At 52.2% G+C, this 15,421-nt stretch carries 14 protein-coding genes and 1 pseudogene; 6 read left to right on the forward strand and 9 right to left on the reverse strand.

The window, feature by feature from the left end; translation table 11 throughout:
* The first annotated feature begins 3 nt into the window (after positions 1-3).
* A complete protein-coding gene (locus KTH_RS06400) occupies positions 4-390 on the forward strand; it encodes a nuclear transport factor 2 family protein (RefSeq protein ID WP_111322017.1) in 387 nt (128 codons plus the stop codon).
* Between the two features lie 51 nt (positions 391-441).
* Here the strand turns inward: KTH_RS06400 and KTH_RS06405 are convergent, their stop codons facing one another.
* From KTH_RS06405 to KTH_RS06415, 3 genes are all read right to left on the reverse strand, one after another.
* Positions 442-1,515, reverse strand: coding sequence for an S-adenosylmethionine:tRNA ribosyltransferase-isomerase (locus KTH_RS06405; RefSeq protein WP_111322015.1), 1,074 nt, complete (start codon positions 1,513-1,515; stop codon positions 442-444).
* Between the two features lie 11 nt (positions 1,516-1,526).
* Positions 1,527-2,228, reverse strand: a complete 702-nt coding sequence (locus KTH_RS06410) for an SDR family NAD(P)-dependent oxidoreductase (protein ID WP_111322012.1) — start codon at positions 2,226-2,228, stop codon at positions 1,527-1,529.
* A 67-nt stretch (positions 2,229-2,295) separates the two neighbouring features.
* The gene (locus tag KTH_RS06415) at positions 2,296-2,676 is read right to left on the reverse strand and encodes an ester cyclase (protein WP_497617304.1); all 381 of its coding nucleotides are present in this window, start codon (positions 2,674-2,676) and stop codon (positions 2,296-2,298) included.
* 245 nt (positions 2,677-2,921) lie between these two features.
* Between KTH_RS06415 and KTH_RS06420 the strand changes: the two genes are divergently transcribed.
* Positions 2,922-3,215: a hypothetical protein gene (locus KTH_RS06420; protein WP_137686393.1), complete on the forward strand. Its 294-nt coding sequence runs from the start codon at positions 2,922-2,924 to the stop codon at positions 3,213-3,215.
* A gap of 49 nt (positions 3,216-3,264) precedes the next feature.
* Here KTH_RS06420 and KTH_RS06425 read toward each other — a convergent pair whose 3' ends face one another.
* A complete protein-coding gene (locus KTH_RS06425; RefSeq protein ID WP_497617306.1) occupies positions 3,265-4,449 on the reverse strand; it encodes a cytochrome P450 in 1,185 nt (394 codons plus the stop codon).
* A gap of 273 nt (positions 4,450-4,722) precedes the next feature.
* On the opposite strand from KTH_RS06425, the gene KTH_RS06430 reads away from it, so the two are divergent.
* Positions 4,723-5,577, forward strand: a complete 855-nt coding sequence (locus KTH_RS06430; protein WP_497617308.1) for a PHP domain-containing protein — start codon at positions 4,723-4,725, stop codon at positions 5,575-5,577.
* A 308-nt stretch (positions 5,578-5,885) separates the two neighbouring features.
* Here KTH_RS06430 and KTH_RS06435 read toward each other — a convergent pair whose 3' ends face one another.
* The gene (locus KTH_RS06435) at positions 5,886-9,095 is read right to left on the reverse strand and encodes a hypothetical protein (protein ID WP_497617310.1); all 3,210 of its coding nucleotides are present in this window, start codon (positions 9,093-9,095) and stop codon (positions 5,886-5,888) included.
* A 304-nt stretch (positions 9,096-9,399) separates the two neighbouring features.
* Here KTH_RS06435 and KTH_RS06440 point away from each other — a divergent pair, with 304 nt between their 5' ends.
* On the forward strand, positions 9,400-10,278 hold the full coding sequence (locus KTH_RS06440) for a TIGR03621 family F420-dependent LLM class oxidoreductase (protein WP_497617312.1): 879 nt from the start codon (positions 9,400-9,402) through the stop codon (positions 10,276-10,278).
* A gap of 42 nt (positions 10,279-10,320) precedes the next feature.
* On the opposite strand, the gene KTH_RS06445 is transcribed toward KTH_RS06440, so the two are convergent.
* The 4 genes and pseudogenes from KTH_RS06445 to KTH_RS06460 form a co-directional block, all read right to left on the reverse strand.
* Entirely contained in the window at positions 10,321-11,163 is an 843-nt protein-coding gene (locus tag KTH_RS06445) for an ADP-ribosylglycohydrolase family protein (RefSeq protein ID WP_497617313.1), read from the reverse strand.
* 86 nt (positions 11,164-11,249) lie between these two features.
* Positions 11,250-12,071, reverse strand: coding sequence for an LLM class flavin-dependent oxidoreductase (locus tag KTH_RS06450; RefSeq protein ID WP_497617315.1), 822 nt, complete (start codon positions 12,069-12,071; stop codon positions 11,250-11,252).
* 48 nt (positions 12,072-12,119) lie between these two features.
* A pseudogene (locus KTH_RS06455) lies at positions 12,120-12,886 on the reverse strand (SDR family oxidoreductase).
* A 124-nt stretch (positions 12,887-13,010) separates the two neighbouring features.
* The gene (locus tag KTH_RS06460) at positions 13,011-13,394 is read right to left on the reverse strand and encodes a MerR family transcriptional regulator (RefSeq protein ID WP_497617317.1); all 384 of its coding nucleotides are present in this window, start codon (positions 13,392-13,394) and stop codon (positions 13,011-13,013) included.
* A gap of 232 nt (positions 13,395-13,626) precedes the next feature.
* On the opposite strand from KTH_RS06460, the gene KTH_RS06465 reads away from it, so the two are divergent.
* Positions 13,627-14,268, forward strand: coding sequence for a class I SAM-dependent methyltransferase (locus KTH_RS06465; RefSeq protein WP_497617318.1), 642 nt, complete (start codon positions 13,627-13,629; stop codon positions 14,266-14,268).
* Positions 14,268-15,275 carry a phosphotransferase enzyme family protein gene (locus KTH_RS06470; RefSeq protein ID WP_497617320.1) on the forward strand — a complete coding sequence of 336 codons (1,008 nt, stop codon included), beginning with the start codon at positions 14,268-14,270 and terminating at the stop codon, positions 15,273-15,275. The genes KTH_RS06465 and KTH_RS06470 overlap by 1 nt, the downstream gene beginning before the upstream one ends.
* Positions 15,276-15,421: the final 146 nt, after the last annotated feature.

Consider the following 15,421-nt stretch of genomic DNA (forward strand, 5'->3'; position numbering starts at 1 on the left):
ACTATGCTTTCACCGGAACAAATTCGTGCCATCATCGAGAGCTATATTCACGTAAATAATACACTCGACACAGAAGGCTTTGTGAACCTGTTCGCAAAGGATGCCGCCTTCTACTACGTCGCTGAAACATCACCTATCATCGGCGAGGCCGCTACCCGTCAGATCGCAGAACAATCAATCATTCCATTTCGGGAGATGCATGTAACAATCAACCGACTGTTTTTCGTCGCGAACGGAGCAGCTATGTTCTACACCGCACAGATGACGACGCAGAGCGGCCAGAGCATCACTTCAGATGGTATCGATGTGTTTGAGCTGAACGAAGAGGGCAAAATTCAAAGCATTCGATTTTTTCTCGATCCAGAAAATTTTGCAGGGCTCGTTGCCTGAACCTTCAGGCCACAATCAGGATGGGAACTCTTCCCGTCCTGATGCCGCCTTTTATGGAAGCAACAAATGCAGATCCCCAAACTCATGCCAGAGATACTTCTTTTGGAGCGCCTCCGCATACACCAGCTTCAGGTGCTCTCTCGGCGCAAAAGCTTCCAGCATCAACAGGTGCGATGCCTGCGGTTCATGCAAGCCAGTCAACAGGCCATGTACAGCGCGGACACCGCGTTCTGGTGTAATAATGGTCTGTGTCCAGCCTTCTCCGGGATGCGTCACGCCGTCTGGCGTTGTCACTGTTTCGAGCGCACGCACAACCGTTGTTCCGACAGCGATTACTCTTCGGCCGGCCTGCCGCGCGGCATTAACCCCCTGAGCAGTCTCTTCCGGCACACGATAATACTCTTCATATGGCGGCTCATGCGCTTCCAGGCTTGCCACCCCGGTATGCAACAGCAGCGGTAATACCTGTACCCCGAGAGCGACCAACCGAGTAATCAGCTCAGGTGTAAAGGCACGTCCTGCCGACGGCATCTCCGCGCTACCTACTTCCGTTGCATAAACCGTCTGATAGTATTCTATCGGCCAGGCATTACGTACATACCGGTAGCGAATCGGGAAACCATATGACTTCAAGTACTCCTGCCAAGACATCGGGAGGTGAAGGGTAGCAATCCAGAGCCGCTTCTGACTTCTGTCCTGGACACGCTGTTCAGGTAGATAAGGCAGAAGCAGCGCAGCCGTCCCATTCTCGGCAAGCCGCAAGACCTCGCCTTCACGCATGCCGTAGTATGGTTTCGTCCCGTGCTCATCGGGAATGCGCACCTCCACAACCCAGAGATCAGCCGGGAGATGGGTCGAAAGATGCAGCTCATAGCGCGTTCCATCGGCTCCAATGGCCTCCAGAGCGGCATTCATGGTGCCGCTCGTGTTGATCACCACCACATCACCCGGAGCCAGGAATTGCGGGATCTGCCGAAACTGAGCATGCTCAATGCGATTATCTGTATACGATGAGACGAGCAATCGAACCTCATCTCGTGCCAGCCCGCGTGCCTCAGGGGGCTCGCCCGCCTCCAATTCCTCTGGCAAGAGGAAATCGAGAGGCCTCACATGCGAAGTAAGCATACCATTTCTCCTCACGCCAGAGTGCGGGCGGCATAGCGTCCACTGGGATAATCGCCCTCTATCAGCCGCATTAGCCCCGGCACGCTTGTTTCCGGAAGCGGTCTATCTGAGATATCCTCACCCGGGAAAGCCGCCTGATGCATCTCGGTATTCATATCGCCTGGATCGACCCAGTACACGCGCCAATCGCTTTTCTCGACCGACAGAATGTGCGAGAGCTGTTCTAGAGCCGCTTTACTCGAACCATAGCCACCCCATCCCTCATAGCCTTCAACCGCTGCATCGCTCGTGATATTAAGGATACGAGCACCTGCTTGCAAAAACGGCTGAAGCTGTTGAATGAGAGCCAGCGGAGCCAGGGTATTCACCCGATAGACTTGCTCCAGCACATCCAGCGGGTATTCAAGCAGCGCCGGTTGCGGACTTGGACCAAGCACGCTGGCATTATTGATCAGTACATCCAGCGAGCCAAAACGCTGGACTGCTTGCGCTAAAGCCTCTCGGTGAGCGGAATCAGCCACATCCCCGGGAATGGCGACGACCTCGGTCTGTTGTGCCAATTCGGCTCTAACCGCCTCAAGCGCCTGTGCACCGCGTGCATCAATGATCAACGTCCAGCCCTGCCGGGCAAGTTGTCGAGCAAGAGCGCGCCCCAGGCCTCGTGAGGCTCCTGTAATCACAGCGGTTTTTACGGATGTCGCATTGTCTACCATAGATCTCGTTCCTTTCATAAAGCGCTAAGAGAAAAAGGAGCAACTCCGGTTTTAGACTCCTGAACCTCTACGAATCGAGCAGGCCTTCACCCTCATTCCATTCCTCGCTCAGCCTGCCATCCCGCACGACAAATATTTGAATCATACTGCGTAGCGCCTGCCTGCCATCTGGCTCATGGCCCTCATAGAGCCCGAGATGCGTTCCCTGCCAGGTCGTTCGCACAACCAGCTTTTCCCCTTCTGTGATTACATCTTCAACTACTACCCGTAGATCAGGAAATCCTCTTCTCAGCTCTTCGATGTACTGACGCACGCCCGCAGGCCCACAGGGTTGTTCAGGTGTCGAGTGATCCACGAACTGCGCCGCGAACAGCTCATCAAGCAGTTCCAGACGGCCCTTATTCAGCACCTCTTCGTAGAGCAGCCGCACAAGCTCGCTTTTCTTCATCTCGGCTCACCATCTCCTTTTCAGAAAGCATAACATCTTCCATCGCACCACAAATTGTCCTTCAAGACAGATTGTCTCCTGTCCATTCGTTCAGTGAAGAGGCGCTTGTAGTACAGTTCAATATAGACTCATCCTCGGCACAGCAGTTCTCTCTCGTTTTTCGTCTGTCCCTTTTGCTCGTCACATCAGGAGTCACGATACGTAATAGTAGGTAGAAGCAATGCGACAAAGAAAGGAAAGGGATAATGTTCACAAGGCGATCAGTGAAGGTGCCACGGGCGGCAGCGCTTCAGTTCAGGCTTGTCAGGGCGGAGTTGTGGCCAGGCAGGCGTTGGGGCTGGTTTGGCTCAAGAGGCTGGTGGGTGCAATGCTCCCTGTTACATGACGCCCGTGGGAGCTGGCAAGTCCGCCGCTTTCTCCCATCGCTTCACGAGGCCTGCCTGCTCCTTCATATTCATGAGGATGATCTGAAATGGCTCCCCGAACCATCTCCCGGACAGGTAACGCCATCGGGGTACTACCCATTTTTAATGATATGAGGGTCGAGAGCGGGCCTGACAGATCTGCTACCTGTCGGGCCCAAATGAGCTACGCGTTCTGCACCTGTACAAGAAGATGTTCCACACCATAGCCGAAAAAGCTGCTGATAGGCTCTAACGGCACATCCCGCTGAAATTGAATATCCTTAAATGTATGGAAGAGCCGCTCAAACGCGAGCTTTGTTTCCAATCGAGCAAGCGGTGCACCGAGACAGAAATGAATCCCCTGCCCGAACGCCAGATGCCGATTCGGTGTACGACGAATGTTGAAAGAACCGGGATCAGGAAATTGAGCCGGGTCGCGATTGGCCGCACCAATCCAGCAGAACACACGCTGTCCCACTTTGAGCTGTCGGCCATCGAGTTCCGTATCAACGACGACGGTACGCCCAAACCGCTGTACAGGCGAACGGAAGCGTAACACTTCCTCGATCGCGCTCGGGAGCAATGACATATCCTCACGAATCTCGCGAGCTGCCTCGGGATACTCATCAAAGCAGAGCCCTGCGTTCCCGATCAGATTTGTTGTTGTCTCGTTCCCGGCAACCAGCAGTAATTCACAGAAATCGAGGATCTCTGTCTCTTGCAGCGGCTCCCCATCGACGTTCGCCTGAAGCAGCCCACTGACCAGATCATCTTGCAAATGCTGCTTGCGCTGCTGAAGCACGTTTTGAAAATAGGCCCTCAATTCCTTCCTGCCGCGTTCAAGATCGGCATATGAGGGACTCACAATGAGATCGGACCACGCCTTAAACGAATCGCGCTCCTCAGGCGGTATCCCGAGCATTTCAGAAATCACGATCACCGGGAGAGGGTAGGCAAGATCAGCAATCAGGTCCATATGCCCCGTCTCACGCCCTTTTTGCAGCAACGAATCAACTATTTCGATAATTCGCCCGCTCATCTGTGCAATCGTGCGAGGAGTAAATGCCTGCGTGACTAATGAGCGCAACTGTCGGTGGCGCGGAGGGTCGGTCATAAGCAGATTGCCACCACTCTGAATCGCCATTGCCGGGTCACCGGAACGGCTTCGACGCGAAGAATAGATCTCTGGATGTTTCACCACTTCCAGAATATCGTTATAGCGGAAAAGCTCCCAGGCATTCAGTTTCTCGTTAAAATGAATCGGGTCATTTTTGCGCATCTCCTCATACCAGGGGAACGGGTTCAATCCGAGTTCAGATACGGCCTCAACCTGAACCGCATCCTTCTTGATGTTGTATGCATTCTCCATACAAGCTACCTCTCACTATAGGCTTCATTTTCCCCACCGAAAACAGGCATCTCTCGTTCCATTGCTTCCATGCGAAAGCGTAAGCGGATACAATAAAGCGAGAAACGCTACTTTAAGCATACCACCATCGCGGCAGCTCAACAAAAGGGCAAACCCTGCAAAGCCAGGATGTTGAACGAACGGGAAAAGAGCAGAATCGCAGCTTCTTCCTGTATCCCGTTCTACAGGGTATAATAAATCATAGTATCAAATATATTGAGAAAGGCTAGCAAAATGCATCTGACAATTCAATCTGATACGCCGATTGATCTACAAATGCATACGACGTACAGTGATGGCCGCTGGACTGCGGAGCAGCTCTTCGACTATCTCGCACAGGAGGGTTTCGGGCTGGTTGCCGTCACCGATCACGACCGGGTTGACACCATCGCCAGCGTGCAGCGGCTTGGTCAGCAAAAACAGATTCATGTCCTGCCCGCCGTTGAGGTCAGCGCACAATGGCGTGGTCAGATGGCGGATGTGCTCTGCTTCGGCATCGATCCCACATCCGAGCCTCTGGCTACTCTCACACAGCGAGTTCGCCAGGGCCAGCAGGCTAACGCCGAAGAGGTCTATAACGGGCTGCTTCAGCGGGGTTATCGTTTCCCTCGACAGGCGGAGATTCTCAAGACAAGCAACGGCGAATTGCGCGTTGCTGGAGACTGCGCCTTGCTGCTTCTTGAACACGGCTATATCAATGACTGGCCCAAAGCGCTGGAACTGATCACAGAGGCAGGCTACCGCGAGATTCTGGCCGATATTGCAGAGACCGTTGAGGCAGCTCATCAAAGTGGCGGTATCGCCCTGATCGCTCACCCTGGACGTGGTCAACAGGAAGAGGGCTTCACCTTCTACACCCCGGAACTGCTCGATCAGGTTCGCGCCGAAGTCCCGTTAGATGGCATCGAGGTCTACTACCCGACCCATTCGCCCGAGCTTGTCGCCACCTATCTGGCATACGCGCAAAAGCATGACCTTGTCGTCAGTGCGGGCTCAGATTCACACGGCCCTCCGGGACGCATGCCCATCAAATACCGCGCAGAGCTCTGCCGCCACCTGTTTGAGCGTGTTGGCATCGAGGTCCAATAAGCCCCTTCCGCTTATCATCAGCACCTATTGAGAGCGGTCATTTCGTGCCGGGTGTTTCTCGAAATTGATCTTGAGCGCTACTCGTGCTCCAAAATATCAAAAAAGGAAACGCATCACACCCATGATGAAGCAGCAGCACGCTATCTGGAACACAGGAGCGCTTCCCGCAATACCGCGCGGAATGACTTCTCACCCTGATCTGGCTCCATACTGCCTTACAGCGCCGGAATAATCCTTTATCAACAAGCGAGTCCGAAAGTCTGGCTCAAAACGCCGCCCGGACTTCCCTCTCTGTACACCTCTTCTCGTCACACCGCCTCTTTCTTGCGCACCTCAGCCATACGCAACGCCGCACGAACCTCTGTTAGATAGGCCAGCCCATTAAAATTGATCCCGCTTCGCATGCCCGGATAGGTCGCCTGCATGCCAATCGAATCTATCTCGATTGCTTTCTGATCAGGATAAAGCCTGTACCAACCATTCAGCTCAAAGCGCCAGAAATGCAGCATAGCCAGCATCTCAAGCAGCTCACTCCGCAACGGAGACTGTTCCCCGCAGTGGAGCAGGTCATCCCTGATATACCGCTCGTAGATCGCATCGTCCTTATAGAGATGCAGCGGCGTTGAATAGGCCGTGACATTTCTATAGGAAAAAGGCTTGCTCTCATTTTTATCCAGACACAGATGTAAAAAAGTAGCTACCTTCCCACCCCCCATTCTATGGACAAGCTCACCACCCTCGTCGACATAAAGTGAATAGCCATTTTGTGGGTTCTGCGGCCCTCTTCGATTGACCACATAAGACGTATCGCCAAAAATCGGATATACCCAGATCCGCGCTATCTTGCCATTCTCCTCATAGAGGAGCTCCCGAAGCGCTCGGATCATACCCTCGCTCATAAAGCATGGCCCACTTCCCACATCAGAGATATGCAGCGAACGGCTATAAGGAGCATCCGCTATATAGAGGAAGTGATGATAGCCTCGCGCGATACAGTGTTCGATCTGCCGAAAAAGTGCATGAGGCCGCTTGAACATCTCATCATGCCGCATATTTGTTGAGAATGTCGTCAATGGGCCCAGATGGAGACAGCCATCACTTCGGCGCTCGATCCCGATAACCTGCCCGTAGAGCGTCGAGACGGAATGATCATCACGGCCAGCTTTTGTTCGATTACAGGCACAACTGGTGACCTGCACCACAGCAAGCTTCTTCAATTGATGACTCCGCTGCTCAGGCTCCTTCCTGCTGAATACGCATGGGAGCATTGAGGAGAGCGAGAGGTGCTCATCCCCTGACATACATGGCCCTTTGTCCACTCCATGAATCGGAACACGCTGGAAGCTCTGCGAGCCGCTCAGGTGGTCCTGACTCAGCATAAATTCCAGCAACCTCGCAACCGAATACACAAACTCCTCTTCAGACAATCTATACATTCCTGCTTCTTTTATACTTTTCTTTGCATCATTCTCCTTATATTCGTGCCCTCCCCCTTTCCGGTCACATATACAGATTACCGGGATAAAGAGCCTCCGTGCATCTGCCACTTTCGTGTAGGTCGCTAGCATTTTGGCAAAGGTATAGGCAAGCGTGAGATACGCAAAGCGATACGCAAACGCTCCTTCAGAGCCAAAACGCCGACCATGTTTGCGATAATAAAGCGTCACTCGATTCAGGTCCCCCAAAGCAAGCTGAAGGGCCTCATTCTCCTTGTCAGGCGGGATCAGCAGAACGGGAAGCATCCCCAGGCGTTCCCAGGCATATTTCACACTATACTCTTTCACCTCGTCATCTGCTGGATAATAATGTAGCGGCTCAAACCGCACCTGAAGCGGCAGCGTACAGAGCGCATTGCGGCATGTTCCCTCTTGCTCGACCGCGATATGCTTGAGGATGGTTTCAGGCTGGTCCGCAAGATTCACATCTCGAAAGAAGCGCTGCTCAGTACAAATAGTATCCAGATCGTGATTCAGCACGGTCTCTTTCAGACTGAGTACCAGCGTTTGCGGGCACATGTCAGGCTCAACAGGCGCTTGTTCCATAAACTCCTTTAAAAGCTCACGAAGCGCCTGCACATTCCTCATAGCGCCGCTCCTGTCAATGTCCTCCTTGATCTGCTTGAAAAGAGCGGTTTTCTCCTCCTCCGTTCCTGTCGTCAAGACCGGGAACACCTTCTCTTCCAGATATGCAACAACATCAAAAGAGGCATCATCGAGCCTGTACAGCACCGGGTAGAGCAGCGCGATCCGCAAGACTTCCTCATAGAAGTGCTTCTCATAGGTGATGCTCTCTTTGCGCCGCTTGTATAGCCCGGCTTCAGCATCAAGCAACGCCATGTTATAGACATAGACTGATTCGCCACTGCCACCGTGTGTATAGACCGCACTATTAAGCTTCAGTTTCACCCCTACCGCAAACGTCTTTTCCCCTTCCAGAGATGCCTCACTCAACATTCCACCTATTTCGGGGAGCACCGGCAGAGGATCAAACGCGCTGGCAAGCGTGAGAAGCCGCTTCGTGTCATACACTTCACGCTTCAGTGTCACCTGATAGAAAGCATCGTCATGTTTATGACTAAAGCTGTCGAGCGCCCGCAACCGCACGATCAGATGTTCCAGCAGCCTCGCATTGCGCGTGTCAATCTTCTCACAGGTACAGATACGCTTGAGCAGATAGTCCAAATAGAGTAGCTGACACTCCCGAAAAATGCGAGCAATACTCTGTCCGAGAACAGCTTCCTTCAGGATTTGCAGTTCTGAATGCTCCTGTAACTGCATCGCATGTAAAGCATCACGAGCCCGCTGCATATCGGCTTCTGTAACGTGAGCATGCTTCGCTCGGAGCCGCTCAAGATGTGTCTGGATGCCCCCTACCAATTGCCGGAAGAAGTTTTGAACCCCCTTCACAGCCAGCGTGAGCCTGTGTCCCGTTAGCCAGGGATCTCGCGCCTCTTTTGTTCCGATGACAACGCTCTTTTTTTGTAATTCAACGGTCTCTTCAAGCTTTTCATACAGTAAGCGACGCAGATGAGCTTCTTTTTCTTCACCATGCTCAGGGACGATCTTCCCCGGTCTAATGACCAGATTGCGCATCAGGGCATGCAATGACATGGGCTGCCCATCAGGAGTAGACCGCTGCAACTCAGCATGCAGACACTTGCGCATCAAGTGCAGGATAGTCTGAATCGTTCTATAGAACTCTTTTCGCTTCTCAAACTCGGGTATAGAGATAGCAGCATCCGCCGTTTCTGCCTGATGTTCAAAAGGCGAGGCATGACTTTCAGTGAACCGCGCTCCTATCTGAGACGCCAGCGCATCCACATCAAACGTTGGGGACAACAGAGGCGCGTGTCCATGCTCCTGAGCAGCCTTCAGAAGTGCCACAGAGAAATACGCGCTCCTGTCGCCGGTCTCGATCTGCCTGAAATCAGCCTTCAGCAACTCCTCTATCACTTCCAGTACATGCATATAATCACATTTTGCAAGGGGAAGATCGCTACGCTCAACCTTATTCATCATACCCAGTCCCTGTTCACAGGCTACACTTCTAACCAAAACGCACATATACGCAGATGATACTACAGCCATACAAATATTTCAAGCTACTTATCTAAAAACAGGACCATTGGTGTTTTTAAATGAGAAAGAAAATTGGCATATTTCTCCAGCTTGTGCAACAGAATCAGGTATAGTAGAAGAAAAAGCGCCTGCACGATTGCTTGCACGCGAAGAAGTTGACTTGACACGCTCTTCTTTTTTATTGTATAGTATGTCTATCTAAAATGATTGATCATATGATATACCCAAATTTCAGGAGAAAAAGATGTCTCATCCGTTTCGTTTTGGCGTTGTCTCGATGGGCACACCTCCACATACGCGCAGTTCGTGGCTCGACCAGGCACGCCGCTGTGAGGATCTGGGGTACTCATCCCTATTGATGCCCGATGTTCCCTCGGTTGGTGGGCTCGCACCTTTTTCCGCGCTCACAATGGCAGCAGCGGTCACAACCACGCTTCGTATTGGCAGCTTTGTCTTCAACAATGAGTTACGCCACCCACTTCTTCTTGCTCGTGAAGCCGCAACACTGGATGTGTTTTCCAATGGACGGCTTGAACTTGGTCTGGGCGTAGGATATGGGCCTCAGGAATCCCAAAAAATGGGGTTACCCTTCGCAAGTGGTGGTGAGCGTGTCCAGCATCTTCAGGAAACAATTGATATTATCAAGCAGATTTCTACAAAAGAGCGCGTGACCTATACTGGAAAATATTATACGATTAAAGATGTATCTGGCACGCCTGCGCCTGTACAGCAGCCTCACCCACCTATTCTGCTTGCAGGTGCGGGAGAACGAATACTGAAACTGGCGGGACGTGAGGCAGATATAGTTGAGGTTGCGATAATGTTCCAGGAGTCAAATACCTCAATTGAGCAAAAACTGAAATGGGTTAAAGAGGGGGCACAGGAGCGCTTTCCAGCACGAGAGCTCAGCAAAACAGTCTATTATCTACACATTACTGATAGTAAGCAAAAAGCAACCGCCGCACCTGGCGGGCCGCAGGTTCCAGTCCAGGAGATGAGCACACAGCAGGCAATCGAGCACCTGCTAGCGCTCAGGGAGCAGTATGGCTTCTCGTACCTGAAAGTGCATGAGGGACAGATTGAAAATTTCGCTCCCATCGTCGCACGGCTCCACGGGAGATAAGGCAACATCCTGGGTCTGGCCCCTGCGCACCAGACCCGGCGTCTATGCTCGCTTGAGCGCAGTCAATTGAGCATCGAGCTGTAAAAGATACTCTCTTCCATACGGCCCTTGCTCAAGGTTTTGCACAAGTTGTCCAGGCAAATCCTGCTTTATTTCCACACTCCAGGAGCCAGCGGCCAACGCGATTGTAGCCACAGTATCAACATCACCAGTAAATGCAATACACGCTTGCAGGATATCACTCATCCGCGAATGATCGAGGAGTGCAGTAATAGCAGCACGAACGCTCATCCAGCCCTTTGCTTTCACCGGTCCCCGCCAGCGCTCAGCCCAGCGTCCGGGCACATGCTGCTCAAGAAAGCGCCCCAGTTGCTGCTTCGGCCCCAGACGATAGATGAAATAATGGGCCATCAACGCCGCCGCAACAGCTGCGTTCACGCCATCAAAAGTGTTGTGCGTCAGCTCTGCCTGCAACGTCGCCTTCTCGATCACTTCATCAATAGTCGTATACAGCCCGATAGGAGCAGCACGCATCGCCGCACCACTCTTGTCGCTATCAGGACGGATCTCGCGTAAGAACTGTGTACCATCGCGCACCCTGCTGAGAAAGCGATAGAAGCTGCCCGCATATCCCTCGCGAGGGTCACGCTTGAACACCTCGACGAACTTTTCGGCCAGTGTCTCTTTTGTCCAGGGAACGCCAGATACCATTATTTCTGCAATGGCAAGCGTCATTTGTGTATCATCGGTATACGAACCCGGAGCGATATTGTGTCTGGGATGCAATACATATCGATCCAGCGTGTTGTGTTGCTCGACCCATGCACGCTCCGCATACTCAAAGCCGGCACCGTAGGCGTCACCAACTGCAAGTTCAATAAGCATGCCCGCCTCCTCGTTTGCTAAAAAATTGCTGTTATTTCATACAACGAGCGAAGCGGGCAAGCATAAAGTGACTATGCCTTCGTCTCCTACAAGGATGGCGGCCCCTGACGCAGCGCAGCATAAACGGCGTCAACATCTTGATTCGGCATTACAAATTCAAGCAGCCAGGTTGCACCCCCCTGTTCAGCCTCACGAAGCGCTGCCCGGGCCTGAGCATTTCTCGCAGCCTCAAACAGCGGCACGGACACCACGATATCAAACGGCGCCCCGGCGGTGTGATGCTCATCCATAAAGCGCTTCACTGGCGCAATGCCATCCGGTGAAGAGAAGACATGCACACCGTCCCAACGAGCAGCCCGCTTCATAGGCCCCTTATTTGGCCATGTCCCGGCCACCCAGATCGGAATTCTGGGCTTCTGAAGTGGTGTTGGCAAGAATTGAATCTCATCGACCTGGTAATATTTTCCACTATAACTGAATGGCTCACCACTCCATAACCCCTGGATGATTTCCAGGCTTTCATCTAACATGCCTGCTCGCTGCTTTGCATCCAGTACCTCCCCAAAATGGGTAAAGCCCTTATCCTCAATATCCCCAATTCCTACACCCAGAATAAAGCGGCCATTCGAGACATGATCCAGCGTTACCGCCTCCCGAGCCAGCTTCTGAGGACGCCGCCGTGTTGGCGCAGTCACCATCGTGCCAAGCTTCACGCGCTTGGTCCGCATTGCCATTGCCGTAAGGGAAATCCAGGCCTCGGCTACCGGCTGCCCATCAGCCAGATAGTGCAGCGTGTCCCAGAGGAAAACACCATCCCAACCGGCCTCTTCTGCGGTATGAGCCAGATCAGCCAGCAGATGTGGCTCAGCGAAGTTATATACGTTCGGAAGTGTTATACCATAATGCATTTTTAACGTTTCCTACCTCTATCTATAGAATACAACATTTCTCAAGCTCTATTGGGGTCGAGAAAGCCGCTCTCCCAACCCGCCATCAACAGCAAGCGTGCTGCCAGTTGTAAACGTGGCCTCGAACGCGAGAAACAGCACCGCCCGCGCCACTTCTTTTGCCGAACCATGACGTCTCATCGGGGTCACCATATCGCCTCGCTGCTTGAGTATCTCTTTGACAACTTCAGTCAACCCAACCACACCCATTGTCGGTGTGTCGATAAAACCGGATCTGACCACATTTACCCGAATATCTCGCAGCAGCAACTCCTCGTCGATTAGTTTTGTAAATGCGGCAAGCACAGCTTTCGTACCCACTTAGGCACTCATACCCGGGCTTCCCCCACCTACAGCCACCGATGACGTCAAGACGATTGCACTTCCATCCCGCAATGCAGGAAGCAAGCGTTGCACCGTGAAAAATGCCCCCCTTTGTATTGACTTGAAACTGTCGATCTTACGATTCTTCCGTTACCTGCTCGAATGGCTCAAACAGCGCGGTCCCGACATTAATAAAGAGCAGATCTACCTTACCAGGCTTCTCCTCAACGATCGGCTTCAGTGCATCGATATCTGCCATGATAGTGGCATCAGAACGCACTACATGTGCTTTTCGAGCCGAATTCTTGTCGCGCTGCTTCTAGATTTACCTCGTTTCGACCAGTCAACAGGACTTCAGCACTTCCTGCAACGAGCAAGCGGGCTGTTTCCAGCCCCATACCAATTGTTCCACCGATAATGACAGCTTTCTTCCCTGTATACTTCTCCTCCATTATATTTCTATCCCTCTACTCTTATATAAGAGGCAATCTATTGTATTTCAGGCAAAGATCAATCAGTGCTCACATAATGAGGGACGATTATTTCTACTATTTCGATTGTAGTGTCCGTCACTGGTTAGACGGACACCGTTTCCTGAGCCTTTGAGAGACTACGTTTGAGGTACATTCTGACTCGTTCGAGAGCTTCAATCTGCTCTTCCACTTCTGCAAGTCGCTTCCGATACAGCGCCAGTTCCTCAGGACACTCATAAAGATAGTTCGACTCAGGGGAAAATGATGACATATCAAGATCACAATCCCCTAGAGCGGCTGCTATTTCAGTAGTAGTCAAACCAAGTTTCAGGTAAAATTGAATAGCTTTCACTCGTTCAACCGCCGATTCCTCATAAAAGCGATAGCCATTCTCGCTCCGCTGCGGCGACAGCAAATGCTTTGTTTCATAATAGCGTAATGATCGAATGCTGACACCAGTGCGTCGCGACAATTCGCCAATGTTCATATGTTTAAGCCTCCTGTTTGATCTTCACTGATATTGTAAAGTATGACACCGTGTCAGGGTCAAGCAAATTTCGTCCTTTATTTTGTGTATTCGTTCTACACCAGCATACTCATCAGAATACCATATTTCTTCCCACTTACCTGACAAAAAGAAAGGGTCCCCTTGCACTTTCGTGTAGCATCGTGTACAGTCAGTGTAGATTACATACATTGATGAGAAATAGAGGAAAAGTATGGAACAGCAAGGCCCTACCCAAAACCGTGCGCTGAGGCAGCCCTACACTGATCCTTCAGCATGGTTTGACGCCGTTTACACTCATGCTAAACATAACCCCTCAATGGTTCCCTGGGCCCGTCAGAGCGCTCATCCATTCCTGCACGATTGGTTACAACAGCGCCAGGGAGACAAACAGCGAGCGCTTGTCGTTGGCTGTGGGCTTGGAGACGATGCAGAGGCACTTGCTCATCAGCACTTTACCGTCACTGCCTTCGATGTGTCGCCGAACGCCGTTGCCTGGTGTCGCGAGCGCTTCCCGGGCTCTCCTGTCAACTATGAGGTCGCGGATCTCTTCACGCTTCCCGAGGAATATCAGCAGGCTTTCGATCTTGTCTTTGACGCGCTCACCATTCAATCACTTCCGCCCCATCTGCATACAAAGGCCATAGAAGCCATTGCACACTGTGTCGCACCGGGTGGCACGTTGCTCATTATCTGTCATGGACGTGAGCCGGAAGAGGAGTTTGACGGTCCGCCCTGGCCGCTTGCCCGCTTCGAGCTTGACCATATACAACAGTGTGGTTTACACGAAGTACAGTTTCAAGATCGGCCTCTTTCTTCTGGCACGCGCACATTCCTCGCGGAATATCAGAAATAATGGGACAGCATAGCCGTCTACGTTCATGGTGGCAGGACAATCCAGCCGATCCGGATCGCCCTACCCTGAATAATCCAGATGTGAAGCGGCTTCTCATGTCACGTTATCCTACCTCATCGGCGATCGATCTCGGCGGCACCATGAGCCTGAATATACACGTAGTACCGGAAAATATCGTTTTACGTGTACATCAACCATTCGTATCACGTGAGCGCCTGCTTGCCATTCAGCGTGTTCGACAAGCGCTTACAGCACAGGGGCTTCAGGTTCCGCTTCCCGAGCCGAACGCGCCCGTGCTTCGCTGTGGGAAACGGTGGGCAGAAATCGAAGTGTATAGGCCGCATCAACGGCTACCTCATACCTTTGAGGCGTATTGCTGGCTCTTTCAGGCACTCGGCAGGTTGCATCATGCGCTTTCGACCTGTGACAACAAGGTCCCCCGTCCGTTGGTCGCAACATATGCGCCTCCGAGCAGCTTGAGACGCTGGCTAACGGTGACACAACAGGCGGTTCACGATCATCCACAGGCATTTGAGATCGCTCATTATCTGGGAAAGCTCGTTCGGGAGCTCCGTCGGCAGTGGCATCCCGCCTCACATCTGCCACAACAGCTCATTCACGGCGACATCCACCTGAGCAACGTCTGCCAGACACCAGACAAGCAAGCGATCTATCTGGATTTTGGCTTTCTTGCGTATCGCCCACGCATCCACGACCTCGCCTACGCATTGGCTTTTATGCTGCTTGCTCTCAACGGGCACCAGAAGCCGCAAGACTTCGCATGGCACCGCATTCCCTTGCTGCTCAACGCATACGAGACAACCGCCCACACGCGCCTATCGGAGCAAGAACGAAAAGCGCTGACACCGTACACGGCAGCAATACCGCTCTACGCAGCCGCACTTGATGGCTTCAGTTATAATCCTGCCAGGCAGCTTCAGGGCCGCCTCCCTTTTCTTCATTTGAGCGAATGGCTCCTGACCTGTCCTCAACTATTGCAGCAATAAAGCAAACGGTTATCCAGCAAACGATCATGTTTCACTTCTTGCTTCTTTAAGGCTTGAAAGCTCCTTCAATTGCTACCTCTCCTATTACAGATATGGCCGTAAGTAGAGATATCCCATAAAATGGGGAAACCGTCGGTACTATCCCC

This window comes from Thermosporothrix sp. COM3 (assembly GCF_059696735.1).